The organism is Novosphingobium sp. NFX11 (assembly GCF_057376415.1).
Window position 1 is genome coordinate 492,084 of record NZ_CP080386.1, and the last position, 24,901, is coordinate 516,984.

Sequence of the window (24,901 nt, forward strand, 5' to 3'; positions counted from 1 at the left end):
CGCTGAACCTGACGAGGTTGTGGGCGTCGAGGGAGCCGCCTGGCGATCGGACGGGTTTTCGAGTTGGATATCCGCGCCGCTGCGGCTTGATGCTCGCTCCGGTTTCACCGTTGCCGGCTGGGTGGCTCTCGAAAGCTATCCCTCGGACCGGGAGGTGCCGACGGACCAGCTGAAACCGGCATCTTTCATGAACCAGGCTGACGCGGGTTCTGGCTTCGATTTGTTCATCGATACATTCGGTAGATGGGGCCTGCGCCTTTCGACCAGTGACGGAGAGCGGACGATCAAGGTCCGGGAGTTTCCACTCATGAGATGGGTCCACATCGCCGCGACCTACGATCCTGCAGCAGGGAGCGCCGCCTTGTATTTAGGCGGCGATCCCGTCGGCACCGTCCAGCTTGGTCGCGGTTCCGCTCTTAATCTGGCGGCCGGCGACTTCCGCATCGGCCGGAGCTGGCGGGATGTGACCTCGGGGCCTTTTCGGCTCAATGGGCTCAACGCTGCCTTTGATGGCATTCTTGTCGTAAGGCGGCCGCTGTCGCCCGTCGAGGTTGCGCGTGAGGCGCACCGCATCGTGCCGCCGCCGGCTTCGCTTTCCCTTGTCGTCCCGGCATCGCGCTTCGCCGGTGATATCCATCGCCCAGTGTACCATGCGATGCCTGCGGCTAACTGGACCAACGAGCCGCACGGCTTGATCCGGAGGGACGGCTGGTGGCACCTATTCTATCAGCGCACTGCCAACGGCCCTTTCAAGACGCAGATGAACTGGGGCCACATGACGAGCCGCAATCTGGTGGATTGGAAACACCTTCCCGACGCACTGCGGCCGACGCTGCAGACAGATCGGTTCGGATACGACATGAAGGGCATCTGGTCCGGAACCGTCGTGGCAGCATCGGACGGAGCCGCTTACGCCTTCTACACTAGCGTCAATCACGCCGCAGGCTATTTCAACCCCGGTATTTCGCTCGCGGTCAGCACGGATCGGGACCTGCGCACCTGGCGAAAGCTGGGACCGCTGATCGATACTGCGGGGCTGCGAGACATGCGCGATCCGTCCGTCTGGTTCGAGGACGGCGAATGGCGGATGCTGGTTGGCGCCGCTATGCCCACAGGGGGCGGGCTTGCCTACTATCGATGCACGGACGTGACGCGGCCGGGGTGCTGGACCAGGCAGCCGCCAATCGCGCCTTTTGCCGAGATGGACGTCGGATCCGAGATCTGGGAAATGCCGGTATTCGAACGGATCGCTCGAGGCCGATACATCCTGCTGGTGAACCCGGTGGGACGAAATGTGAGCAAATATGGCAGTCCGACGACACGCGCCGTGTACTGGATCGGGTCATGGAACGGATCGGAGTTTCGGCCCGACGATGCGGAGCCCAAGAATCTGGACCTTATCCCGGGTCACCTCAGTCCAACGGTGGCGCGCGATGTGCGGGGCAGGTTGGTCGGGATAGGGATCGTCGACGAGCGACGTTCCGCCGCTGCGCAAAAGGCCGCCGGCTGGGCCCATACTTTCAGTCTGCCCCGGGTCTGGAGGCTGCTGGCCGATGGACGTACGCTGGGCCAATCACCGACGCCGGCCGTTGCCGGCTTGCGGCAAGCCCGAGGTGCCATTGATCGTACACTCCGAGATTTCCAGGGAGATCTGCAGGTCGGAGACCTCGGGTCGGCGGTCGAGATACAGGCCGACTTCAATGGAGCGTCGACTGGCGCGCCTTACGGTCTGATCCTAGCCCAGTCGCCTGATCGGTCCGAAGCAATCCGCCTGGTCTACGACCCTCAGCGTCATGTGGTCGTGCTGAACAAGCATACCGCCGAGCGCGAGCACGGAGACGAGGGGCCTCGCGCCATGACAGGCGAATATGACGAACGGGCATTCGGCAAGCCCAAATCTTTCCGCGTCTTCATCGACCATTCGGTGGCCGATGTCTTCATCAATGGCGCCGCTGCATTTTCCTTTCGGCTGTACCCATCCAATCGGCGAAGCTCGGGCTTTGGAATCGTTGCAGCATCGAAAAATAGTGTGCGGGTGAAAGCTTGGACGGTCCGGCCCGGCAAGTTTTCAAACAGCTTGGATTTGCGTTAGAGAATGATCGCCCACCTGGGTGGTGTCGCCCAATGGTCGGAAAGCTGCGTTCTGATTGAGAGCGCACCGGTTCTTATTCCCCATGGCTTCATGAAGCCGCGGCCGACGGAGTGGGCCTGCCACTCTGCGCGTATGCGCCGGGTAGTAAGCGGCGACTTGGTCGCGACCTGGTACGGGTCGAGCGTCCTACAAGCGGGGCGGTTAAGATCGAGGTCGTCCGGGCTGAGCGAAATAGACGATAGTGGGATCATCTTTGTCCGCGCGGGCTGAATGGGGGTCGGTAAATCGCGGTCTTTTATCGCGCGGCCAAAAAACACGAGTGTCACTTTACCCGCCGGTAAAGTGACACTCGTGTTTGTCTACCCCCACGCAGTCAAGGGGAGACCGATTGTGCAACCCCAGCTACTTGGGAATGAAGTGACACGGATGTTTATATTGACAGCAAATTGAGTTGGGGGATTCACAAACGGCCCGCGGTATGCTTGATTCATGCTATGTTCCAGCCCGATCTCTTCACCTCGGCGCCTAAACTGGCTCCAACTGACCTGGAAGCGTCGAGCCCGCTAGACCTGCCTGGAATCCTCGAGCGATTGACCGGCACATGCAAGCGACCGCGCTACAGCTATATGGTTCTCAATCTGATCGTTAAGGCGAGTTCGTCGACCGGTTCAGCGGGCCCATATGTCCAAGTCCATGACACACTGGTTCCGGTCCGGGACTGGCTGTGCGACGCGATGGTGCCTGTATCACAGCGCGATCCCCGGCGGCTTAGCATTGCTGAGCGGGTCCGCGAGGAATTGCTCGAGCGGGGCGTGTTGCCCGCAGACCCTGCGGACGCTGAAAATCTGATTCAGGAAATGGTAGGCGAACGGATCCGCCGCTCTGGTCTCACAAGTGTCAGCCGTGCTGTTTCCGAACTGGTCCGTGCAGGGCTGGTTCGACGTCACTATCAAGGCTACCGCATTGATCATCTGAACCGAGGTGCGCAGCGCCAAGCCGTTTACACGCTAACCGAGGAGGCAAGGAAGGCGCTGGGATGAGCCGCTCATGTCACCGTATCGGCAGGGCCCGCTTGGCACTAACCGAGACCTGCTTTGGAAATCTTGGAAGTGTGTACCTTTACTCCGCACGGCAATCCGAAACGACGAAACCACACCGCATGCAGACCGATCTCGAGGGCATGTCCGCCTTTACCGGGAAGGCTAAAGCCGAGATTGCAGTCTCTCCGGGGCCATTTCGATCGTTGCGGGGAATGTCAGAACGCCAATCGGTCGAGCGCGCCCTCGATAGCCGCTGGTATCGACAGCCTGTGGGCAAACATTGGTTTGATAGCGGAAGACCTGATCTGCGGCCTTGAACCGCCGTGGGTTTGAGCCATGCTGGCGCGGCTCGCCGGATAGCCAGACGCGCGGGCCCACAACGAAACTTCGACAGGACGAACACGAATGAACAACAATGACCTCGCCGACGCCATCGCCTCGGCTCACGACCTGACCAAGGCTGATGCGCGCAAGGTTGTAGACGGCGTGTTCGACGCCATCGCCGAAGCGGCCAGCAAGGGCGAGGAAATCTCGCTCAATGGGTTTGGCAGATTCAAGGTCAAGGACAGCCCGGAACGCGAAGGCCGCAATCCCGCGACCGGCGAGGCCATGACCATCAAGGCATCGAAGAAGCTCGCGTTCACGCCGGCCAAGGCGGTGAAGGACAAGCTGAACGGCTGATCTAAGGCAGTGCGGCGCTCTGGACGTCAGAGCGCCGCAGTGCAAGCTGGTCCGACCCGATGACGATGGAGAGCCTTTGACGTGATGGTTCGGATTGAAGTAGCTGGCGAACACAACCTCGACGACTGGGCCAATCTGCGGGCGGCGCTTTGGCCGGTGGCCGACGCGGCAGACCATCGCGACGATCTTTCGGAGTCGCTGTCTGAGCCAGGCTCACTGTTCGGCTTCCTCGGGCGCAACGCTGCGGGCGAGGCGGTTGGTTTTGCAGAGGCAGCGCTGCGCAGTGATTACGTCAATGGCTGCGACACTAGTCCGGTCGCTTTCCTCGAAGGGCTATATGTCGCCGAGAGCAGCCGCCGGCTCGGCGTCGGCCGGGGCCTGATCGAAGCGGTCGAGGGCTGGGCGCGCAGCATGGGATGCCGTGAACTGGCTTCCGATGCCCTGCTCGAAAACAGCGCTGCCCATGACGTGCACGCCGCGCTCGATTTTGAGGAAACCGAGCGCGTGGTCTACTTCCGCAAGGTGCTGGATGATGCGCCCGTTCTGAGCTGAAGCTCAGGCTGGGCAGGGAGGGCAGGGACATGCCACAAATCATCCGCAGCTTATGACCGGCAAGCCCACAGGTTTATCAATAGGCCGCATGGGGACCTTACCCGGCCTTCTCCGGGGGATAGGCCCTAATCGTGCCGCCGATCGCGCAGTCACTTGCCTTTGAGGTGACGTTCGACTGCATCAGCGCCGTTGCCGACGGCCTTGACGGCAGCCGCCAACTCGTTGCCGCTCACACTGAACTTTTTAGTCCAGTACTCGACCTCATAGTCCTCGCCCATGGCGATGCGCGACGCGTCCTGGGGGCACGTAGCTCCTTGTTGTCCGACATCCGGGTTCTCCTTCGATTCAATGACGGTACAACCAAAAAGCCGGACCGATGGTTTCGCACCGCTAGGGATCAACCGGCACCGTCTGCGCCAGGCCGACTCTCATCAGCGCTGGAACGAGTCTGCGCTGTGGACCATTCTCTTATACCAAACCCCATTAATCAGAACCCATGTGCCCATTTGCGGATGCCGATGGACATGATGCGCCATGGCTGATCGACGAGCTTGTTCCAGGCGAAGCAGCAGTGATCGGCGATATCGTCGTAAGATTTAAAGATGCGGTTCGAGAGCCAGTTGTCGCGCATGAACTGCCAAATGTTTTCGACCGGGTTGAGTTCAGGACATCGTGGCGGCAGCGGCATCAGGGTGATGTTTGGCGGAATGACCAGTTCGGCCGATCCATGCCATCCGGCCTGATCGAGAATGACCACGGCATGTGCGCCCGGCGCGACGTGAAAGGCGATTTCCTCGAGGTGCATCGTCATCGCCTCGCTGTTGCAGGCGGGCATGACGATGCCTGCCGCCTTGCCCTCCAACGGGCAGATCGCTCCGAAGATCCAGGCCGAGGATCGGCGCTGATCTCTTGGGGCGCAAGGCCGGGTGCCGCGCTTGGCCCAGCGCCGGGTCAATTTGGTCTGCTGGCCGATCCGCGCCTCGTCCTGCCACCACAATTCTACGGGCGTTCCTTGGGGCAAGCTTGCAGTGATGCTTGCAAGGCGGGTGGCGAAGTTTTTTAAAATCGGCAATATCGTCAGTCTTTTGGCTGTTGTGACGCGGGCGGGCCGGGAGCTTGCGGTAGCCCAGGGCGCGCATCTCCCGGCTCAGCGATTGCGGGGAAATCGACAGGCCAAACTCGTCCCACACCCATTGCGCCAGATCGACAAGCCGCCAGCGAACCACACCATGCGCGGACGGGATCGGCCCTGCCTCCACCTGCGCGGCCAGAGCCCGGCGCTGCTCATCGCCCAGGATTGAAGGCTTGCCGGGGGCTTTGCGCGATTTGAGCCCGTCAGGGCCTTCGGCGTTGAAGCGGATTACCCAGTCACGCACGATCTGGAGCGTCACACCGCCAATCTTCGCCGCATCACTCCGCCTGCCGCCATCCAGGATCGAGGCCATCGCCAAAAGCCGTCGCACCTGCTGCGCATCATTGCTGCGCCGGGCAAAAGCTCGCAAGTCTGACCCTGAATAACGCTTCGCACAACCAACGACGCCGCCATCACAAGCCTCCATCTGCTCGCGATGGTGAATCAGAAAAATCTGCTCTTGGGAATCCCAATGAGTCAGCCTCAAAGGGATTTGGTATAACAGGTACACCTGCACGCTCGAAGGTTTGCGCCAGACGATAGAGCGGCGTGCCATCCACGTATTTGTGGACAAGGGCAAAGGCCAGCGTCGAGGCCGTGGCAATGCTCCCCGGCAAGGGCTGAGCGGGCATTGGCGCAAGGACGATCGGCGTGGCGACCCCAGTGCGGTCGCAATTGCGGCACGCATATTTGGCGCGGGCGTTCTGCAGGACCGTGGCCTTCACCTCGATGTGAAGCTGCTCGGTTACCACTTCCCCCATGCGATGCAGCCGTTCGCTGCAGCACGGGCAGACCTTCTGGTCGTCGGCGAGGTCATATTCGACGCGCTGGCGTGGCAGGCCGGCAGGAAGTGGCTTGCGCCCGCGCTTCTTCCCTTCTGGTTTTTTCGCCTCCGGCAATCCCGTGTCGGGAAGATCGGCAGCGCCCGGCTCGTCGATATCGTCGTGATCTTCGTCTGCATCGTCCTCAAGGGCGGCGTGCTCGGCTTCATTGAAGACGCGATCCATGTGCTTTTCGCTGCGCGGCGCAAAGCGGTGCAACCGCGCCAGCGCCAGTTCCTCCTCAAGCTTCAGGATGCGCCGGACAAGAGCAGGCGCAAGTGCACGATGCGCTCGGGCCAATCACCATCGTCGTGAAAAATGCTGCCATCACCGGCTATGTCCCCTTTCTCGAGATGACGGACGAGCAGTGGGAGTCCCCTGCACCGCGTGAACCTCACCGGCACCTTCATCGTCACGCAGGTGGTGCTGCCCACGATGATCGACGCGCACTGGGGCCGGATCATCAACATCGCCTCCTCAGCGGCGCAGACGGGTGCCAGGAACATGGCCCACTATGCGTCGTCAAAAGGCGGCATGGTTGCCCTGACCCGTACTCTCGCGGTGGAGTTCGGTCCCAGCGGCATTACCGCTAGCGTGATCCCACCTCGGTTCATAACAGGCACGATCATGTCGGAAGATCTGTTCGCCAACGCGAAGCAGCCGATGTCGCGTGAGCAACTCGCCAACTTAGGCCCGATCTGCCGCGAGGGACGACCCGAGGACATCGCCGGCGCGGTCGCTTGGCTTGCATCCGAAGAGGCAGGCTTCGTAACCGGTCAGGTGGTCGGTGCCAACGGCGGACGGATCATCGCATAGGGCTCGGGTAACAGTGCAGCATTTTTGAACGTCCAGCGCTGCTGAGCTGTCGATCTCCCTGCGGCTTTATCGCTAAACTGCAAGCTTTGAGGGGCAACATCGGATCAGGTCCAACCGGAGTAGAGTGCGCCAAGCACCACTCCACGGCTGTCCGGTTGTGGCGCAAACGTTCGTTCCTAATGACGCAATGACTAGCACTGCCGTATACGTTGCAGGCACTGACCTCGCAACAGCCGACTGGCACGGCAAGATGCAGAGCCTCATTGAGAATGTCGGGTTCGGCTCGGTTCCAGGCCGGCTTTCCTCACAGGTCTGGCGCAGATCAAAATTTCGACGTTCGCACGTCTCGACGGACCGCCTGCGGCGTGGGTTGCAGCACAATGCGGAAGTGAGCGTCCTCGTGATCGAGACAAGTGGCGCTATCCTGAAGTGGTACCGCCCTCAGGTTGAAGCGTGACGGGTTCGCGCATACGCCTGACTTTGGGAGAACATCCGTATTTCGCGTGGTAGACAGTGCTGAAGTGAGAAGCGCTCTGGAAACCACAACGTGCCGCGATCTCTGCAATACTAAGAACATCATAGCGCGATTCAGCCAGCCAAGTGTCGGCCAGTGCCAGACGCTTGGCCCACAGATAGTCGGAAAAACCCAGCTGCGCCTCTTTCATAAGATAATACAGGTAGCGGCGGGAGACTTTACACGCGTTGGCCACCTGATCGGCCGTAAGACCCGGCTGGACGAAGTTGGCGTCGATGTAGCGCAGCGCTCGCCGCAGATGCGGAGCCATCATTTCCTCCCCGCAAGTCTGTTGCGGCACCTGTTCGCGCGCGACGGTCAACAGCGCGTTCAGCCCCGCTTGCCCCAGTTCAGCCGCCGACGATGGCGCGATCGAGTCTCCTTCCGTGCTGATCATCTCCAACAAACCGCTGGCGGTGCGCGCCAGCGCTGAGGCAATTGAGAAGGAGCGCCCGCACGCCTGATGGTCTTTCGTAAAATGCTGGTAGAACATGTGTGCCGGCACTAGCAGATTCAGGATCGAACATTCCTTCTGGTCGTCCGCCGACGTGCTGTGGCAAAACGGCTCGTCGCCGGACGTGATGACGAAGCTTCCCTGGTCGACTTTCAGGTCGCGCGTGGCGGCCTGGGTCACGCATATGCTGCCCTGCAGCGGCAATCCGATGGCGAACGAGTTTGAGCGCCGCTCCCGTATGTGACCCAGCGTACGACGCACGCGCATTCCCGGACCATGAACGCGCACCACCCCCAAGCCTCCGGCCTCGACATACCGGATGTCGACTCGGCTGTGCGGATCACCTTGCAAATTGGTGTCCGATCGAAAGAAATGCGCCTCAACCAGCCGATTGATGTCGGCCTTACGATGCGTAGCCTCATAGGCTGACATCCATTCTCTCCATCTCACCTGAGTTGTTTGTCCCAGTAGAGGTGAAGCTAACACCAGATCTGCGGCAATGGCAACTACCTGCGCCGATCTACGCGCGGCAAGTCAGCGCGTCCGCTTTACGATCAGATGCGACGCAGTCCCTGGTACTGTTCAATCGTATGAGGGCACGTCGTCCGTCGCCAGAGTGCACAACATCAATGTGCGCTGGCATCCCATGACATCGGCGCGATAGAGACCATCGGGTCGAAACCGGCGGGCGCAAGCCAGGACAAGCCGAGCCGACAACGAGAGGATGACGAACCGGACCTGACGCGTCCGCACAGCGGCGGCAGGGCCATATCCTGCACGCCATGGCGCCGACGCGCTGAGCATCGCGGGCCGGAGCACAGGTGAGCCAGTCCCGGTTCGACAAAGCAAAAAAATAGAAACAATTAGGAGGGATTGATGCTTGGACGAAATATTTGCTTCCTGCTTGCCGCAGGGCTGGGCAGCAGCCCGGCGCTGGCGCAGGATGGCCCTCTGCGCCCAGGGGCGCAGCCTTCGGGCGCCACGACCGGCGCCGCCGACAATCAGGTCGGCATAGAGGATATCGTCGTCACCGCGCAGCGCCGCTCGGAGAGCCTGACCGACGTACCGATCTCCGTCACGGCGCTGTCGGGAGATGCTCTGGCGTCTTCGGGCATAAGCAACACTGTCCAGCTTCAGGCCGTGACCCCGGGCTTGGTCATGCAGCGGTTCGGCGGCTTCGTTCAGCCCTCGATCCGGGGCATCAGCACGGGCGCTAACGGTCCCGGCGTGGAAGCCAACGTCGCGATGTATATCGATGGCGTCTACCAGCCCAACCAATCCGCGAACACGATCGAGCTGCCTGATGTGGAGCGCGTGGAAGTCCTAAAGGGCCCGCAGGGCACGCTTTCGGGGCGGAACGCCTCAGGCGGCGCGATACAGATCTTCACGCGTGAGCCAAGCTACACAGCGACCGGCGACTTTTCCGCGAGCTATGGACGGTTCGACAACTTGCAGGTCAAAGGCTTCGTGTCCGCGCCGCTGGTGGCAGACAAGATCGCCATCTCGCTATCGGGTCTCTACGAGAACATGGATGGCTGGAACAACGATCTGCTTAATGGCGGGAAGATCGGCAAGGTCCAGTCTCGCCTGATACGCGGCAAGCTGTTGTTGGAACCGACCGACCGGCTCAGATTGGTATTCACGGGGCAGTACACCAAATTCCGCGACGACAGCCAGTTCGCCTACAGCGCGCTCAACGGCAACACAGCCGGAGCCAATCCCGCCTTCGCCGCAAATGGTCCCATCGCCACGAAGCCTTACGACGTCTCGATTGACTTTACACCACGTATCAAGAACAAGAACATCACCGGGTCCCTTCGCGCTAGCTACGATATCGATGATATCGGGACCATCTCGACGATCACAGCCTACCAGCACAACAAGAACATGCTGTCAGCGGATGGCGACGCCAGTCCGACATTGATCATCGGCTTCATCCCGAAAATCCCAGACAAAAACTTCATGCAGGAACTGAACTTTGCATCGGAAAAGTTCGGCGCAATCAGTTTCGTGTCCGGATTGTTCTACTACGACGACAAGACCGGCCACAACCCCATCCTAGGCTTCTTTCCCAGCCCAACGGTCAGCTACGCCCGGGTGCGGACGAAAGCTTTTGCGGCCTATACCGAGGCCAATATCCAGTTCACCGAACGCTTGAGCGCGATTGTCGGCGCTCGCTACTCGCACGAGCGCAGATCGGTTCGATACGCCCGTAGCGAAGAGGGCCTGGACGCCGCCGTCCAGTACAGCAAGAGCTACAACTCGGTAACGCCGCGCATGTCGCTGCGCTACGAAATCGAGCCGCGGACCAGCATCTACGCAACGTATAGCCAAGGCTTCAAGAGCGGCGTCTACAATGCCAACGCAGAGGAAACGATGCCGGTCAAACCGGAGAAGGTCAAGTCATACGAACTCGGAATCAAGACCAACCAGGGTAATAACAGCTTAAACCTCGCCGGCTTCTATATCGATTACACCAATCTCCAAGTGTCGATCAACCGCGGGGGCTTCGATACGCTTGACAACGCCGGCGCCACGCGAAACTATGGTGCCGAACTCGAAGGGCAAGTGCGACTCTCTTCGGACTTCACCGTCGCTGGCGGCGTCGCGTGGCTCCATGCGCGGTACCGCAACTACCCCAATGCCACGATCATCGTTCCCGTGCCCGGAGGCGGCAATACCGCGGTACCGAACGTCGATCTAAGCGGCCGTCAGTTGCTGCGCTCGCCCAACTTCACCTTCAACCTCAATCCCAGCTACTCGCATGAGTTCGCCTTCGGCAAGGTCGAGGCTTCAAGCAGCTTCTACTACACCGCATCCTATCCGTTGGAGCAAAGTGGCCGCGTGCGTCAGAAAAGCTATCCGCAGGTCAATGCGCAGATCAACGTCTTTCCGGGAAGCTCCGGCATTCGGCTGGGCGTCTGGGGCAAGAACCTGACCAACGAGAAGATCATCTCCAGTTCGCTGGTTCTCGCCGGTGGTGACCTTGCGGCCTACAGTCCTCCGCGGACTTACGGAGTTTCAGCTGGTTTCTCCTTCTGAGGAAGGCTGACCGCGTCACTTATTGACACCGATAAAAACCGCTTGAACCATCACAGGTTAGTTTACTACACGGGAGATAATTCGTGAGCGCCATTGAATTAGTCAAGCAGGTCTATGCCGCAGTGGCAGCATACGATCTTGAAACCTTAAAGGGTCTGTTGCATCCCGAAGTCGTCGTGGTTGAGGCCGCTGGCCTGCCTTACGCGGGTCACTACGAGGGTCCGGACGGCTTCGTGCACCTGCTCAAGGTTCTCAACGACGCCTGGGACCATTTTCACTGCAGTGACTTCGAATACCTTTCGGGAGAGGACGCGGTCATGGCGGTATTCCGCTTTCAGGCCATCTCACGTCGGACCGGCAAGAAGATCGACATGCGGATTGCCGAACTCTGGCGCGTTCGCGACGGCAAGGTGTCGTTCCTTGAGCCGTTCTACTTCGACACGCATCACACATGCGGAGTGCTAGGCACGCTCGAGGCCGCATGACCAGAGTGGCAGGCGATCGTGCACTTCGATGCAAGACCGTCGCCACTCAACCGGCTCGGACAATCGTCACCGAAAATGGGTGCTGCAGATGTTCAGGATGATGTTGCTGTTGAAGCGCAAGCCCGATCTCAGTCGAGAGGATTTCATCCGCTATTACGAGGAGTGCCACGCCCCAGCCGGCAATCTAGGAGCGAACGATGAATATAGAAGATAAGATCGCCATCCATGATCTTTGCCACCGCTACGCCATATACATCGATACCTATCAGGTCGATGAGTGGGTGTCGCTGTTCACACCCGACGTAATCTTCGACGAACGTGAATTCGACTTCGGACTTCACGAAGGGCACGAGGCGGTGCGCGCCTATGGCCATGTTTTGCGGCAAACCACGCGTCACATGTCGCACATCATGTCGAACCATCTGGTGGAGGGTCTGTCCCAGGATGATGCCAAGGGCACGGCCATGGGGTTGATCGAGGCGATGACCATCGACGGCACTCGCACGCGCTATCTGGTGTTCTACGAGGACCGGTACCGCAAGTCGGACGGCGCCTGGAAGATCCACCGCCGCACCCTGCGCAAGAGCTTCGAGCCTGAAGTTCTGCCAAGTTGAAGCATCGCAGTGTGCTGCTGCACCAGCATGATAAATAAGGCGATTACGATGATTAAGGTCGTTCTCCTCCTCCGGCGCAAGCCCGGTATGACGATGGAAGAATTCATCGACTATTACGAAAACAATCATGCGCCTTTGTGCATGAAGCTTTATCCAGGATTGTTCGCGGATTATCGGCGAAGCTATATCCTGCCCGATGGCATGTATAGCGCCGCCCACGTCGGCGCTGCCGCGCCTGTGCCCGAGTTCGACGTCATTTCGGAACTGTGGTTCAGAACCCAAGAGGATTACGAGCGCATGCAGGCAGGTTTCGCGGACCCACAGATAGGCCCTCGGCTGCGAGCGGATGAGATAAACTTGTTCGATACCCGCCCTGAGGCCATGATCCTGATGAGGGTTGAAGAGCATTCGTCCCGACCGATCGACACTTCACTAGCGGCAGTCGCTGACCTCGATTAGGTCTTCGTTGGCCGCCGCGGGCGGTCGGCACCGGCAGCACGACGGTATTGGCCCAGTAGCGATACGATAAGATGGAGAGAAGCGTGGATGAAGGCGTGACGATTACGGTCGACTATCTGTTCAAGCCAGGCCTCGCGGATGGCTTCTGCACGAACTTGCCCAAAGTTCTTCGCAACACGGCGCAATTCGCCGGATTTCGGAACCTGAAGGCCGTCCGCCATGGGTCGGATCCCAATCGTGTACTTTTGGTCGAGATCTGGGACGATGAACCATCTTATCGACAGTACATCGCCTGGCGCACCGAGCGCGGAGATGTCGCCAAGGTGGAGGAGTTGACCGTCCACGCACATACCGGCGTCTGGCCCAACTTCATCGCCAGGATTTGATCCAGCCGCGCGAGATCACACTTATGCGGACCACGCGGCCACGTACTAGGCGCTGTTCTACCTTACGCACTTTTAGACGGGAACTCGATTGACGATGGAACACTCTGCCAGAAATGCGATCCTTTTCGATCCGTTCAAGATCGGCGGCCTTGAACTGCCCAACCGGATCGTCATGGCCCCGATGACGCGCTCGTTCTCTCCCGGAGGTATTCCGGGCCAGAACGTGGCCGACTACTATCGCCGGCGAGCGGAAGGCGGCGTCGGCCTGATCGTCACCGAGGGCACTTGGATACCCCATTGGAGCGCCACAAACGATCCCAATGTGCCCGACTTCCACGGCGAGGAAGCTCTTGCCGGCTGGAAGCATGTGGCGGACGAAGTTCATGCTGCCGGAGGACGCATCGTACCGCAGCTGTGGCACGTCGGCCAGGTGACAAAACCCGGCCAAGCCGATGATGCCGCTGCGCAACCGTCGCCCCAGATCGGCCCCTCGGGAATGGTCGGTTCGATGGGCAAGCCGGTGCAGCAAGTCGGCAGCCCCGCTACGCAGCGAGACATCGACGAAGTCAGCGAAGCGTTCGTGGTGGCAGCTGAGTCGGCGCAACGCATCGGCTTCGACGGCGTCGAGATCCATGCGGCGCATGGCTATCTGCTCGATCAGTTCTTTTGGAACGCCACCAACTTGCGCGAGGATCGCTACGGCGGTCGCGAGCTTGCCGAAAGGGCCCGGCTTGCCGTCGACATCGTTCGCGAGATGCGCCGCCGGGTCGGCCCGGACTTTCCCATCATCATGCGAATTTCACAGTGGAAGCAGCAGGACTATGGCGTTCGCCTCGCCGATACGCCCGAGCAGCTGGAAGCCTTCGTGGCGCCGCTGGCCGAAGCGGGTGTCGACAGCTTCCATTGCTCGCAGCGTCGCTTCTGGGAGACGGAGTTCGGCACGCAGCTCAATCTTGCCGGCTGGGTCAAGAAGCTGACGGGAAAGCCGACGATTACAGTGGGATCAATTACGCTTCAGCAGGAGTTCGTCGCGACGTTCGCCGGCGAGACCAGCCAGTCGGAGTCGAACCTCTACAAGCTTTGCGAGATGATCGAGCGTGGCGACTTTGACCTCGTCGCGGTGGGTCGGGCGCTCATCGTCGATCCCGATTGGGCGCAGAAGGTTCGCCGCGGTGCCGAACACGAACTGCGGCCGTTCTCGGCCGAAGTGCTTGCTCGCCTGGAGTGAGCGGCACCCTGGCCGTCGCGTACTGCAAGCAGAAGAGGATCTGAGATGCCCAGGACATATGCGGTAACCTGCGCCAGCAGCAGGATGGGGCAAGCGCTCGTTCGCGAGTTGGCGAGCGCAGGCCATTCGGTGCGTGCCCTCACGCGCCACGCCGGCGTGTTCCCACGAGACGAGTTCCCTGGCGTTACACTTGTCGACGGGGACTTGACGGATATCGGATTGCTTGCTGCCGCCTTTGCCGGGGTGGACGCTATCTGCAGTGCCATTCCGTCGCTGGCGGGCGAGAACTCGCTATCATACGCGCACAACTTGGTCGAGGCAGCGAAGCAGGCGGGTGTGCGCCGCTTGGTGCACAACTCCATGATGTGGGTACCTGACGCTCCTTGCGGTCAGCCGTTCTACGATGCGGTCCTGAGCGTCGAAGACGCGATCGCGCAGCCAGGTCTGGACGTGACCATCTTCCGCCCCGTCCTGTTCATGGACAATCTGCTGACCAACTACGCCAAGCCGAATCTGGTGCAGCACGGCATCTATCGTTACTGCCAGAGACCCGGCATGCTGGCGACCTGGATCGCGATGGAAGACGTGGCCCAGTTCGTCGCCGCGGCCCTGTCGCGGGATGATCTGATCGGACAGCGCATAATCATCGGCGGGCCCGAAACGATCCCGGTCGAGCAGGTGGTGCAAACGCTAACCACTGTTCTTGGCAAACCGATCACCTACCAGTACGAAGATCCTTACGATTGGGGCGAGCGGGTTCACGGCGAAGTGCTGCACGGAACGGTCATGACGCGTGCGGCCTACAGAAAAGCCATGGGCGACTTCTACACTTTCAACAATCACTCGGATTACCGCCCGTTCGAGCTGGATATGGCGCCTGTGCTTTCCGAGTTGCCGGTCCGGATGTCCACGATTGGCGAATGGGCGAAGCGGCAGGATTGGTCGCTGGCGGTGCAAGGCACTTCGCCGATAGGATCGATCACAGCTTGATAAAGATCTGCCATATCATGCCCTGATGGTCTGCCGCGGGCTGCCATAGGCTGGATGCTCTTGCGATCGCCTGGCCCGATCAAACCGGCGATATAGGCAGGGCACATTCGACGCCGGGTCTTGTTGCCCAGACCTTCCAGATACGGCGCAAGCCACCGCTCAAGATCTGCCTGCCAGTCCTCGTCCATCGCCAGCCTCCGTCAAAGCTGGCTCCTCATGAATCACGCAATCGACGTCATGGGAATCCCAAAAATCATACTTCTGCCAAAGTAGTGCTAATATCGCTATGGGCCTGCGATCTGTTGACCATTAAAAGCACCCCTTATTCCGCCGCCTGGTATCGAAAAACCAACCTGACATTCAGTGACGCCATCGGAGCTGCCCGTCTCCAACTCTGGGTCGGCGACATTAATCAACACTCCCCGCCGCACCCAGAACCGAACTATATTCCCACAACCCGCCTAAAACGTATGGCTCAGGCACTATGCTTCGCTACCTGATCGTACAAAGTCGAGCTTAGTGCCTGACTCAGAAGTTTCTCAAGCGTAGCAATACCTTGCAGTTCTGCGGGTGAGCATGCGGATGGAGGCTATCGTTATCCATGCCGTGGAGGATTCTGATGGTAGTTTCCCAATCCTTGGCGAGGCGGCGGCATCGGCCAAGCCATGCGAAGGTGCGTTCGACGACCCACCGCCGCGGGAGAACCTGGAAGCCCTTCGCCTTGTCCGAACGCTTTATGATCTCGATCGTCCAAGCCCCTGATCCGGCAAGGGCAGTACGGAGCTTGTTGCCGGCATAGCCCCCATCGGCAAAAACATGCCGCAGCCACGGGAAGCGTTTCCGCACGGCCTTTAGGACATCGACGGCACCGTCGCGGTCCTGGATGTCGGCGGTGTGGACGAGGATAAAGATGAGAAAGCCGCAGGTGTCGGTCAGGATATGCCGCTTGCGGCCCTTGATCTTCTTGCCCGCGTCATACCCGCAAGGGCCGCCGCTTTCGGTGGTTTTCACTGACAGGCTGTCGATCACACCGGCGCTCGGCGAGGCTTCGCGCCCTTCGATCTCGCGCAGGTTCAACACCAGCATCGTGTTCATGGCCTCGAGCAAACCGGTGTTGCGCCAAGCGTAGAAATAGCGCTGCACAGTCGAGACCGGTGGAAAGCATTTGGGCAGAAGCCGCCAAGCTCAGCCGCTGGCTGCTATGTAAAGCAAGGCATTCACTACTTCGCGCATATCTGTCGTCCGACGACGACCTCCGCGCTTGGCTGGCGGGATGAACGGTGCCGCCAATTCCCACTCCCGGTCCGTCATATCGCTGGAATAGCGCAATCCTTTCCGGCTATGCTCCTGCCGGGCAATACCAGTCCATGTCATTGATCACTCCATCTCTCGCAGGACGGACTGAATCACAACATACTGGTATTGCTCAACAACTTTTGGGGCAGGCTCTTAGCTCGACTTTGTACGTTTTTGGTCAGGTCCAGGTCCAGAAGATGCTGTTTTCAGCAACGTGGTCGAGTGCTTGATCGAGGGGCAAGACGCATCCGCCCATATCATCGATATTTTCCCATTTTCGCTGGTGTGACCAGTAGCCGAGCCTGACTTCGTCACGCGTGCCGACAGGCTTGAGGCGGGCGATCGGTGCCTCGGTTGCCAGCAGATAGAGATGGTAAGCGCCTTTGTTCTCATACCATCCGACGCCGCCGCCGTTGGCCGCGTCGAACGTTTCGATGCGCAGAATGATTTCCTCGTCTTTCATGGTGCATCCATTGCCGCCGTCAGGTCACAGCATATCCGAGTCATCTCACCGCATGGCAACAGCCTAAGCGTTGCAACGTGCTTCAGTCAGGACTCGAAGCATGGGATGTTGGACCAGAACAAGGCCGTGATCGGCGATCCCGTCCCCCAGATCCTGCGCCAATGGCTGCAGGCATGGCGTCCCTGCTTTACGGCTCCCAGTTGGGAGCATGTACTTGTTCTTGTGATGGGGGGCGTGCTGGCCACGGGCAAACGGACCGTCACGTCTTGCCTGCGCGTGACCGGCCGGGGCGATGCTGCCAACTTTGCAACCTATCACCAGATCCTCAACCGCGCCCGCTGGAGCTCCCGTGCCGTTGCCAGGCGTTTACTGGGCATTGTGGTCGAACGGCTCGTGCCCGATGGTCCTGTGGTCATCGGTATGGACGACACCATTGAGCGGCGATGGGGGCGCCGGATCACCGCACGGGGTATCTACCGCGACCCGGTCCGCTCCAGTCACGGCCATTTCGTCAAAGCTAGCGGACTGCGCTGGCTCAGTTTTATGGTGCTCACCCCGGTGTCATGGACCCGCCTGATCAAAGCGCTGCCAGTCTTGACGTTGCTCGCTCCTTCGGAACGATCGAACCGTCAACGCGGCTGTCGTCATAAATTGCTGACGGACTGGGCGCGGCAGGGCGCGCTACAGCTGTCTCGCTGGCTGCCGGGTCGGCGGATCATCTTCATTGGCGACAGCAGCTTTGCTGTCCACGAACTGGCACATGCAATTGTCCGCCGGGCCACACTCATCAGCCGACTGCGGCTCGATGCCAACTTGTTTGCACAGCCTGCGGGGCGAACGGCACGCACGATGGGGCGCCCCGCACAGAAAGGGCGAGCATTACCAAAACTCAAGACCCTGCTCGCCAACCCGGCGACACGCTGGACCAGCATTCTCGTCTCTGCCTGGTATGGCCATGCGGGCGGCAAGACGCTCGAGATCACATCTGACATCGCCCTATGGTACAGGCCCGGCACCCCGGTCTTGCCGGTCCGCTGGGTCCTGGTTCGCGATCCTGACGCAAAGCGCGACCCGCAGGCCTTCTTCAGTACCGACATCACCCTCGAGCCCGCCGAGATAATCGCCCTCTACGTCCGCCGATGGCAGATCGAGGTCACCTTTGCAGAAACCCGCGCTCACCTTGGTGTCGAAACACAGCGCCAGTGGACCGACAAAGCCATAGCGCGAACCACGCCGGCGCTGCTGGGTCTCTACAGCCTAATATCGCTATGGGCCTGCGATCTGTTGACCATTAAAAGCACCCCTTATTCCGCCGCCTGGTATCGAAAAACCAACCTGACATTCAGTGACGCCATCGGAGCTGCCCGTCTCCAACTCGGGGTCGGCGACATTAATCAACACTCCCCGCCGCACCCAGAACCGAACTATATTCCCACAACCCGCCTAAAACGTATGGCTCAGGCACTATGCTTCGCTACCTGATCGTACAAAGTCGAGCTAAGCTTTTCCGTTCCCGACTGTTGTCAGTTCGCTTTCTGAAACTTCGATGTTCAAGACGGGCCGATTCTGCTGGTTCCGACGACGGTAGTTTCGGAAACTATAGCTGTCTTGCTAGCAGGCCCGTATGCTCGTTATCAGAGCGTAATGACTGCCGCCATTTCCTCCGCCCCCGTCATCGGACGCGCATCCGGTCGGACCAAATCCCTGACCTCGAAGGGGCAGCGCACCCGTTCGGCGATCCTCGACGCGGCCGAGCGCCAGTTCGCCGAACGCGGATCTGACGGCGTTTCGTTGCGCCAGATCATGGAAGAGGCCGGTGTCCAGATGGGACAGGTGCAATACTACTTCCCAGCCAAGGAGGACGTGATCGTCTCGGTCCTCGAACGTCGGCTCTCGGAAGTGACGGCAGCCTATCGTGCTTCGGTTGAGAGCCTGGAGGCGCGCGGGAAAGTGGAACCTGTCGGGCTGCGCGCGGTGATCGCTGCGGTCCTGCTGGTGTCGCGCACCTGGCTGGCCTCCGGCGATGCCAGCCGGCACCGGTACCTCAGGATGCTGGGCCTTGCGACGATGAGCTTCAGCCAGCCGGACTACGTGCGCAGCCATGGCGAAGCCTTCCGTCCTCTCAACGAGCGCATCATTGCGATGCTGCTGCAACTGTTTCCGGAGCAGGCTCCCGGCCGCGTGCTTTCGGCCTACCACCTGATCGAGGCCAATCTCCTGTCGGTCTACGTCAACCTCGACGCCCTCTTCGCCCGGCGCGGCGAAGAGCGAAGCGAGGCGGCGGTCCATCGCTACTACGATGAACTTGAAGGATTCCTTTACGGCGGCTGCCTGGAACTCCTCGGCGAAGGGCGTGAGACCCCTAGCCATTTCGGCAGTGTCCCCTCTCAAAAAATAGTGCGATTGCACTAAACACGAAATCGGACCGAGTTTCGCACGAGCGAAACCGTTGAGCCGGATCGTATCGAGGGAGAGGATTATGAGTGGAAGTCGCGCAGGCGCGCGTGCCGTTTTCCTTGCGTCCGCATCGTTTGCCATCGTGGCAGCGTCCGGGGCCAACGCCCAGGAAAAGCCCATGGATCAGTCAGGCGATGGCGGCGGTATCGAGGAGATCGTGGTCACGGCGCAGAAGACGTCGGAGAGCCTTCAGCGTGTTCCCATCGCAGTCACTGCGGTAAGCGGCATCGCTCTGGAACGGGCGCAGATCAAGGACATCCAGGGGCTCGCCAATTCGATTCCCAACGTCCAGATCAATTCGTTCTCGAACTCTCCGGATCTCGGCAGTGTTCACCATTCGCGGCGTCGGCGTGAACGATGCCGATCCCTACGTCGGCACGACCGTCTCAGTGGTGGTCGACGGCGTTCCTGTCGGCGTCAACACCGGCGCGCTGCTATCGCTCTTCGACATCGAGCGGGTGGAAATCCTGCGCGGTCCGCAGGGCACCCTGTTTGGTGCCAATACCACGGGCGGGGTCGTCAACGTGGTGACCAAGCAGCCCACCGGCAAGTTCGGCGGAGAGGCGCAGGTCGTGTACGGCAACTATAACCGGCTGGATATCAACGCCGCGCTCAACTTCCCGATCACGGAAGGGCTCGCAGGTAAGATCAGCGTTCTGCATACCGGTTCGGACGGCTTCTTCCGGGCCTATTCCGATGGACACCGGCTCGGCAAGCGGGACATGACCTCGCTGCGCGGTTACCTGAAGTACACGGCGGGCGATTATGACGCCACGCTGATCGGCGAATACGACCGCACCCGCAACGGATCCCAGACCGGCGTGATGATCGCGGGTCCGGGCGATTTGTTCTACGACCCGGTCGAAACCGGTTCCGGGTTCAACTTCCGCCGCGGACAGAGCAACGACCAGCCCGACTACAACAACCGCGACACGTACAGCGTCACGCTGACCCAGAACCTGACAACCGGGATCGGCGATCTCGTCTCTATCAGCAGCTATCGCAAGTACGACAACGACCTCTACAGCGACGACGATGCGCAGACCGCCGTGCTGCTGCAGACCCACCGTGTTTCCGACCAGCGCCAGTTCTCGCAGGAACTGCGGCTGCACGCTGACCTGACGGATTCGATCAAGATGATCGTCGGCGGGTTCTACTTCGACCAGGAGTACGACCTTCGGCAAAGCACCAAGCTTGACGGATTCATGCAGGGGCTGGGCCAGCCGCAGCGCCAGCATCAGAAAAACTGGTCGATTTCCGGCTTCGCGCAGCTCTACGCCCAGCTGACCGACGCACTCCGCCTTCAGGGCGGCATCCGCTACTCGCACGAGAAGACGACGGCGCTTTCGTCCACCGCCAACAGCTTCACCACCACGCCAGGCGGCTTCGCCTCATTCGACGACCCGATCATCCCCGGCAGCCTGATCGTGGCGACCGGATCGAAGGCCTGGAACAACGTCGGCTACAAGATCGGGCTGGACTGGCAGGCCACGGATACGGTGCTGGCGTACGGCTATTATGCGCGCGGTTTCAAGTCGGGCGGCTTCACCGGGCGCATCGCGGTGGCGCAGGACATCGGACCGTTCGACCCGGAGCACCTCGACACCTTCGAGGTGGGCATCAAGGCGGACCTGTTCGACCGGCACCTGCGCCTGAACCTTGCGGCGTTCTACAACGACTACAAGGACATGCAGGTCACCCAGAACCTGACTTACCTGGACGGCAAGAACTCCGCCGCGATCCGCAACGCTGGCGGTGCCAAGACCAAGGGCTTCGAACTGGAGGCTACGGTCATTCCGGTAGAAGGCGTGACGCTGAACGGCGCGATCGCCTATCTCGATGCCTACTACACCAAGTATGACACATTCGTGCTCGATGCCGCGGGCAATACGGTGCCGGTGAGTTATGCCGGAAATCGGCTGATGAACGCGCCGAAGTGGAATGCTTCGGCAGGTATCACCGTCACTCGGCCACTGGGCGGGGGCGAGGTTACCGCGACCGGGCAGTACACGTACACCAGTAGCAAGTACACGGCGTTCACGGACCGGCCGACCGAACTGGTCACGCCGGTAAATCTTGTGAATGCCACGCTGTCATGGTCGCCCGAGAGCGAACAGTGGTCGATCGGCATCTGGGGGCGCAATCTCTTCAACGAGAAGTATTACGGCCAGAAGCTGACTCTGCTGGGCATCGGCACGCTCGCTTCGCTCGGCAACCCCCGCGAATACGGAGTGGACTTCAAGGTACGCTGGTGAAGGCGCTGGGGCCGGCCGCACGCCCCCATTCCCTCGCGGCGGTCGGCCTTTTCATTTCTTGGACAAATCAGGATGACCAACATGACTACAATGCCGATGGAAGTTCGCACAGCCCTCCAGGACCTGATGACCGCCTACTGCTACGCGGTCGACAAGCTGGACGACATCGACGAGCTGCTCAACCTCTTCACCGACGACGCTGTGCTCGATTTCAGCCGCATCGGCCTGCCTGATGAATGGACGCGCGGAGATCCAGCGCTTCTTCGACGGCGTCTTCGCCGACATGACCCATCACGCGCACTATATCTCCAACTTCCGCCCCGTGGTTTGGGACGGCACGACCGCCGCGATGACCGCTTACGTCACCGGCCTTGGCCATTCGAAGGACGGCAACACGGTGGATGTGAAGGTCCAGTACACCTTCGAGGCGGCCGCTCAGCTGGACGGCACCTGGAAGTGCCATCGCTATTCGATGTTCGCGATGATGCCGCTGCCGGGATCGCTTGCCGAGATCCACGGCGAGCGCTGAGCGCTACCCAACCCTTCATCACTCAATCTGCGAGAGGTACCATGGCCACCACCGCTGAAGCCCCCCTTCCTATCCCACTCATCCGGACGCGCAGCCGCCCGCCGCACGCGGCGATGCCATTACTGGCGATCGGTACTGGTCGAAGGACTTCGCCGAACGCGAATGGGAGCACATGTGGAAGAAGGTCTGGCACCTTGGCGGGCGCGTCTCGCAGTTCGAGGAAGCGGGCGATTTCGTCGTCCATGAGTTCAAGCATGAATCGGTCATGATGGTGCGGCAGGAAGACGGCGCCCTCCGTGCCTTCTTCAACGTATGCATGCACCGCGGCAACCGTCTTGTAAATGTGTCCGAAGGCGGCGTGAACGGCAGCTTCGCGTGCCCCTATCACGGCTGGAAGTGGGGCATCGACGGCAAGCTGGACTGGGTACAGGACCCGGAAGATTTTGCACAGGGCGACCCTTGCGGCAAGCTCAGACTCGAGGAGCTGCGCTGCGAGACCTGGGGCGGATTCGTGTTCTGGACCTTCGACCCGCAGGCGAAACCGCTGCTCGACTACCTCGACCCCATTCCCACGCTGTTCGCCAATCGCGACCTTGAGAACTACACCCGTGTGGTGTGGCGCACGCTGCGGGTGAACACCAACTGGAAGTTCGCATCGGACAACTTCAACGAGGCCTACCACATCCCGGTCGTCCATCCGCAGTTCCAGCCGATGATCGATGATCACTACTCGACCTCGATCTTCGAGATGTACCCCAACGGACATAATCGCATGATCGAGAAGCTGCAGCCGTCCAGTCGCTATCCCGACGCGCAGCAGGTCAAGCCGTTGTGGGCGCAGGTCCTGCGCGAATGGGACCTCGACCCGGTGGACTTCGAGGGGCGCGCTCAGGAAGGTCGCGTCGCTCTCCAGCAGGCCCGCCGCACGCTGGGGCCGAAACGCGGCTACGCCTATTTCGATGCGCTGACGGATGATGAACTGACCGACCAGATGCACCACACCTGCTTCCCGAACCTGACGCTGACCGCCACGGTTGAAGGTCTCCATGTCTTTCGGACCGAGCCCGACGCGGATGATCCCAACTGGTCGACCTTCGACTACTGGTATCTCGTGCCAAAGGTGGAGGGGCAAAACGAAGCGGCAACGCTCTACGGCATGCGCCCCGTCGTCGAAGCCGAACAGGAATCCGGCGACTTCGGCGAATATCGCACCACCATCGCCCAGGGTGACTTCCTCGAACAGGATCTCTCGCTTGCGGTCACGCAGCAGAAGGGCCTGCGTTCGATGGCGTTCGAGGACTGCTACCTTGCCGGGCAGGAAATGCGGGTGCGGCGCTTTCACGAAGTGATCAACGACTATCTGGAGGGCCGGCGCTGAGCGCCGGTCACGAACGGGAGAATACTGACATGGGGCGAGTAGCAGGGAAGGTAGCGCTGGTCACGGGCGGCGCGTCGGGACTGGGGCTGGAAGACGCCCGCTTCCTGGCGCGCGAAGGCGCCAGCGTGGTGATCACCGACGTGCAGGACGAACAGGGTGAGAAACTTGCCGCAGAGCTGCCCGACGCTCTGTACCTCAGCCACGACGTGCGCGACGAACAGCGGTGGCAAGAGGTCGTCGAGCGGACGATAGCGCATTTCGGCCGGCTCGATGTGCTGGTCAACAACGCTGGCCTCGTGCGCTTTGCCTCGGTGGAGGACTTGTCCTATGCCGATTACAAGCTGCAGGTGGAAGTGATGCTGGACGGCACGTTCCTGGGTTGTCGGGCAGCGATCCCCGCCATCGCACGGAGCGGTGGCGGCTCCATCGTCAACATGGCTTCGATCGGCGGGATGAAGGGCATCTCCACGATCCCCGCCTATGCCGCCGCCAAGGGCGGCATCATCTCCATGACCCGATCGATCGCGGTGCACTGTCAGGAACAGGCCTATCGCATTCGCTGCAACTCGATCGCGCCGGGCGGCATCGCCACGCCCATGACAGCGCAGGCGGTGGCCGCCCTCGATGCCGACGATCCCGGTCTCAAGCAGAACCGCGATCACGGCATGGGCGTACCGGCGGACGTCGCGAACCTGGTCCTGTTCCTCGCCTCCGATGAATCGCGTCACATCACCGGGACCAACATGGTCATCGACAACGGTGAAACCATCAACTGACAGGTGAATGACTATGACGATGACAGCCGAAGACATGATCGATTTCGTGGACCGCCTCTATGCCGCCACCGGGGCGGGGGACTGGGAGACCGCGTCGGACATGCTGACCGAGGACTTCGTCGCGCGCGAGGCGGACGGACTGCCGATGGCGGGGGAATATCGCGGCAGGGACGGGCTTCGTGAGCTCTATGCCCGCGTCATGGGCCTGTGCGACGTCGCGGCGCTGGACCGAGTGGAGACAACCGCCGGCAAGGACCACGCCGTGACGATCCTGTCGCTGCGCTTTGCCGACCCCGCCCTTGCTCCTGCGGGGATCTGCGAGATGTTCCGTTTCCGTGACGGCAAGTGCTGCGAGATCAAGCCGTTCTATTTCGATCCCGCATCGTTCATCGCCGCCGCAGATGCCAAGGCCGCATCGGCCTGATTCATTTCGACGGTAGT

23 protein-coding genes and 4 pseudogenes are annotated in these 24,901 nt (G+C 60.6%); 20 read left to right on the top strand and 7 right to left on the bottom strand.

The genetic code is table 11. The annotated features are described in order from the left end of the window. Positions 1 to 19 precede the first annotated feature (19 nt). From KZO24_RS29040 to aac(6'), 4 genes are all read left to right on the top strand, one after another. Entirely contained in the window at positions 20 to 2,092 is a 2,073-nt protein-coding gene (locus tag KZO24_RS29040; RefSeq protein WP_486487839.1) for a GH32 C-terminal domain-containing protein, read from the top strand. A gap of 494 nt (positions 2,093 to 2,586) precedes the next feature. After that, the gene (locus tag KZO24_RS29045; RefSeq protein ID WP_486487840.1) at positions 2,587 to 3,132 is read left to right on the top strand and encodes a hypothetical protein; all 546 of its coding nucleotides are present in this window, start codon (positions 2,587 to 2,589) and stop codon (positions 3,130 to 3,132) included. Positions 3,133 to 3,537: 405 nt separating this feature from the next. Further along, positions 3,538 to 3,813, top strand: coding sequence for an HU family DNA-binding protein (locus KZO24_RS29050; protein WP_486487841.1), 276 nt, complete (start codon positions 3,538 to 3,540; stop codon positions 3,811 to 3,813). Positions 3,814 to 3,897: 84 nt separating this feature from the next. Next, positions 3,898 to 4,365 (top strand): aminoglycoside 6'-N-acetyltransferase, encoded by a 468-nt coding sequence (gene aac(6'), locus KZO24_RS29055; protein WP_486488442.1) that lies wholly within the window; start codon positions 3,898 to 3,900, stop codon positions 4,363 to 4,365. A gap of 149 nt (positions 4,366 to 4,514) precedes the next feature. Here aac(6') and KZO24_RS29060 read toward each other — a convergent pair whose 3' ends face one another. The 3 genes and pseudogenes from KZO24_RS29060 to KZO24_RS29070 all read right to left on the bottom strand — a co-directional run. Further along, a complete protein-coding gene (locus tag KZO24_RS29060; protein WP_486487842.1) occupies positions 4,515 to 4,643 on the bottom strand; it encodes a DUF3606 domain-containing protein in 129 nt (42 codons plus the stop codon). Between the two features lie 209 nt (positions 4,644 to 4,852). After that, positions 4,853 to 5,924, bottom strand: a protein-coding gene (locus tag KZO24_RS29065; protein WP_486487843.1) for an IS630 family transposase whose coding sequence is annotated in 2 segments (ribosomal slippage) — positions 4,853 to 5,420 and positions 5,419 to 5,924 — 1,074 coding nt in all. Because the reading frame shifts where the segments join, the coding sequence is not laid out codon by codon here. A gap of 73 nt (positions 5,925 to 5,997) precedes the next feature. Then, positions 5,998 to 6,618, bottom strand: a pseudogene (locus tag KZO24_RS29070) (transposase domain-containing protein); the annotation flags it as partial. A gap of 87 nt (positions 6,619 to 6,705) precedes the next feature. Between KZO24_RS29070 and KZO24_RS29075 the strand changes: the two are divergent. Next, on the top strand, positions 6,706 to 7,134 hold the full coding sequence (locus KZO24_RS29075) for an SDR family oxidoreductase (RefSeq protein ID WP_486487844.1): 429 nt from the start codon (positions 6,706 to 6,708) through the stop codon (positions 7,132 to 7,134). 419 nt (positions 7,135 to 7,553) lie between these two features. Here KZO24_RS29075 and KZO24_RS29080 read toward each other — a convergent pair whose 3' ends face one another. Continuing rightward, a complete protein-coding gene (locus KZO24_RS29080; RefSeq protein WP_486487845.1) occupies positions 7,554 to 8,534 on the bottom strand; it encodes an AraC family transcriptional regulator in 981 nt (326 codons plus the stop codon). Positions 8,535 to 8,978: 444 nt separating this feature from the next. On the opposite strand from KZO24_RS29080, the gene KZO24_RS29085 reads away from it, so the two are divergent. The 7 genes from KZO24_RS29085 (at position 8,979) to KZO24_RS29115 (ending at position 15,306) form a co-directional block, all read left to right on the top strand. Next, positions 8,979 to 11,144, top strand: coding sequence for a TonB-dependent receptor (locus KZO24_RS29085; protein ID WP_486487846.1), 2,166 nt, complete (start codon positions 8,979 to 8,981; stop codon positions 11,142 to 11,144). Positions 11,145 to 11,227: 83 nt separating this feature from the next. Beyond that, positions 11,228 to 11,629, top strand: coding sequence for a nuclear transport factor 2 family protein (locus KZO24_RS29090; RefSeq protein WP_486487847.1), 402 nt, complete (start codon positions 11,228 to 11,230; stop codon positions 11,627 to 11,629). A 197-nt stretch (positions 11,630 to 11,826) separates the two neighbouring features. Further along, a complete protein-coding gene (locus tag KZO24_RS29095) occupies positions 11,827 to 12,243 on the top strand; it encodes a nuclear transport factor 2 family protein (protein ID WP_486487848.1) in 417 nt (138 codons plus the stop codon). Positions 12,244 to 12,291: 48 nt separating this feature from the next. Next, positions 12,292 to 12,702 (top strand): EthD domain-containing protein, encoded by a 411-nt coding sequence (locus KZO24_RS29100; protein ID WP_486487849.1) that lies wholly within the window; start codon positions 12,292 to 12,294, stop codon positions 12,700 to 12,702. Positions 12,703 to 12,785: 83 nt separating this feature from the next. Next, positions 12,786 to 13,088, top strand: coding sequence for a putative quinol monooxygenase (locus tag KZO24_RS29105; RefSeq protein ID WP_486487850.1), 303 nt, complete (start codon positions 12,786 to 12,788; stop codon positions 13,086 to 13,088). A gap of 94 nt (positions 13,089 to 13,182) precedes the next feature. Further along, a complete protein-coding gene (locus tag KZO24_RS29110) occupies positions 13,183 to 14,316 on the top strand; it encodes an NADH:flavin oxidoreductase (RefSeq protein WP_486487851.1) in 1,134 nt (377 codons plus the stop codon). A gap of 84 nt (positions 14,317 to 14,400) precedes the next feature. Beyond that, positions 14,401 to 15,306: an SDR family oxidoreductase gene (locus KZO24_RS29115; RefSeq protein ID WP_486487852.1), complete on the top strand. Its 906-nt coding sequence runs from the start codon at positions 14,401 to 14,403 to the stop codon at positions 15,304 to 15,306. A 14-nt stretch (positions 15,307 to 15,320) separates the two neighbouring features. Here KZO24_RS29115 and KZO24_RS29120 read toward each other — a convergent pair. The 3 genes and pseudogenes from KZO24_RS29120 to KZO24_RS29130 all read right to left on the bottom strand — a co-directional run. Further along, a pseudogene (locus tag KZO24_RS29120) lies at positions 15,321 to 15,494 on the bottom strand (transposase); the annotation flags it as partial. Positions 15,495 to 15,845: 351 nt separating this feature from the next. Beyond that, positions 15,846 to 16,680: pseudogene (locus KZO24_RS29125) on the bottom strand (IS5 family transposase). A 100-nt stretch (positions 16,681 to 16,780) separates the two neighbouring features. Continuing rightward, a complete protein-coding gene (locus KZO24_RS29130) occupies positions 16,781 to 17,065 on the bottom strand; it encodes a hypothetical protein (RefSeq protein ID WP_036528601.1) in 285 nt (94 codons plus the stop codon). Between the two features lie 105 nt (positions 17,066 to 17,170). On the opposite strand from KZO24_RS29130, the gene KZO24_RS29135 reads away from it, so the two are divergent. From KZO24_RS29135 to KZO24_RS29170, 8 genes and pseudogenes are all read left to right on the top strand, one after another. Then, entirely contained in the window at positions 17,171 to 18,547 is a 1,377-nt protein-coding gene (locus KZO24_RS29135; protein ID WP_486487853.1) for an IS701 family transposase, read from the top strand. Between the two features lie 126 nt (positions 18,548 to 18,673). Continuing rightward, a complete protein-coding gene (locus KZO24_RS29140) occupies positions 18,674 to 19,477 on the top strand; it encodes a TetR/AcrR family transcriptional regulator (protein WP_486487854.1) in 804 nt (267 codons plus the stop codon). Between the two features lie 371 nt (positions 19,478 to 19,848). Next, positions 19,849 to 21,777 carry a TonB-dependent receptor gene (locus KZO24_RS29145; protein WP_486487855.1) on the top strand — a complete coding sequence of 643 codons (1,929 nt, stop codon included), beginning with the start codon at positions 19,849 to 19,851 and terminating at the stop codon, positions 21,775 to 21,777. Between the two features lie 126 nt (positions 21,778 to 21,903). Further along, positions 21,904 to 21,948: pseudogene (locus KZO24_RS29150) on the top strand (hypothetical protein); the annotation flags it as partial. Between the two features lie 61 nt (positions 21,949 to 22,009). After that, complete coding sequence (locus KZO24_RS29155) at positions 22,010 to 22,306, top strand: nuclear transport factor 2 family protein (protein ID WP_486487856.1); 297 nt, start codon at positions 22,010 to 22,012, stop codon at positions 22,304 to 22,306. Between the two features lie 172 nt (positions 22,307 to 22,478). Beyond that, a complete protein-coding gene (locus KZO24_RS29160) occupies positions 22,479 to 23,684 on the top strand; it encodes an aromatic ring-hydroxylating oxygenase subunit alpha (protein ID WP_486487857.1) in 1,206 nt (401 codons plus the stop codon). 29 nt (positions 23,685 to 23,713) lie between these two features. Then, positions 23,714 to 24,460 (top strand): SDR family oxidoreductase, encoded by a 747-nt coding sequence (locus KZO24_RS29165; RefSeq protein ID WP_211151052.1) that lies wholly within the window; start codon positions 23,714 to 23,716, stop codon positions 24,458 to 24,460. Positions 24,461 to 24,479: 19 nt separating this feature from the next. Next, positions 24,480 to 24,884 (top strand): nuclear transport factor 2 family protein, encoded by a 405-nt coding sequence (locus KZO24_RS29170; RefSeq protein WP_211151070.1) that lies wholly within the window; start codon positions 24,480 to 24,482, stop codon positions 24,882 to 24,884. Positions 24,885 to 24,901: the final 17 nt, after the last annotated feature.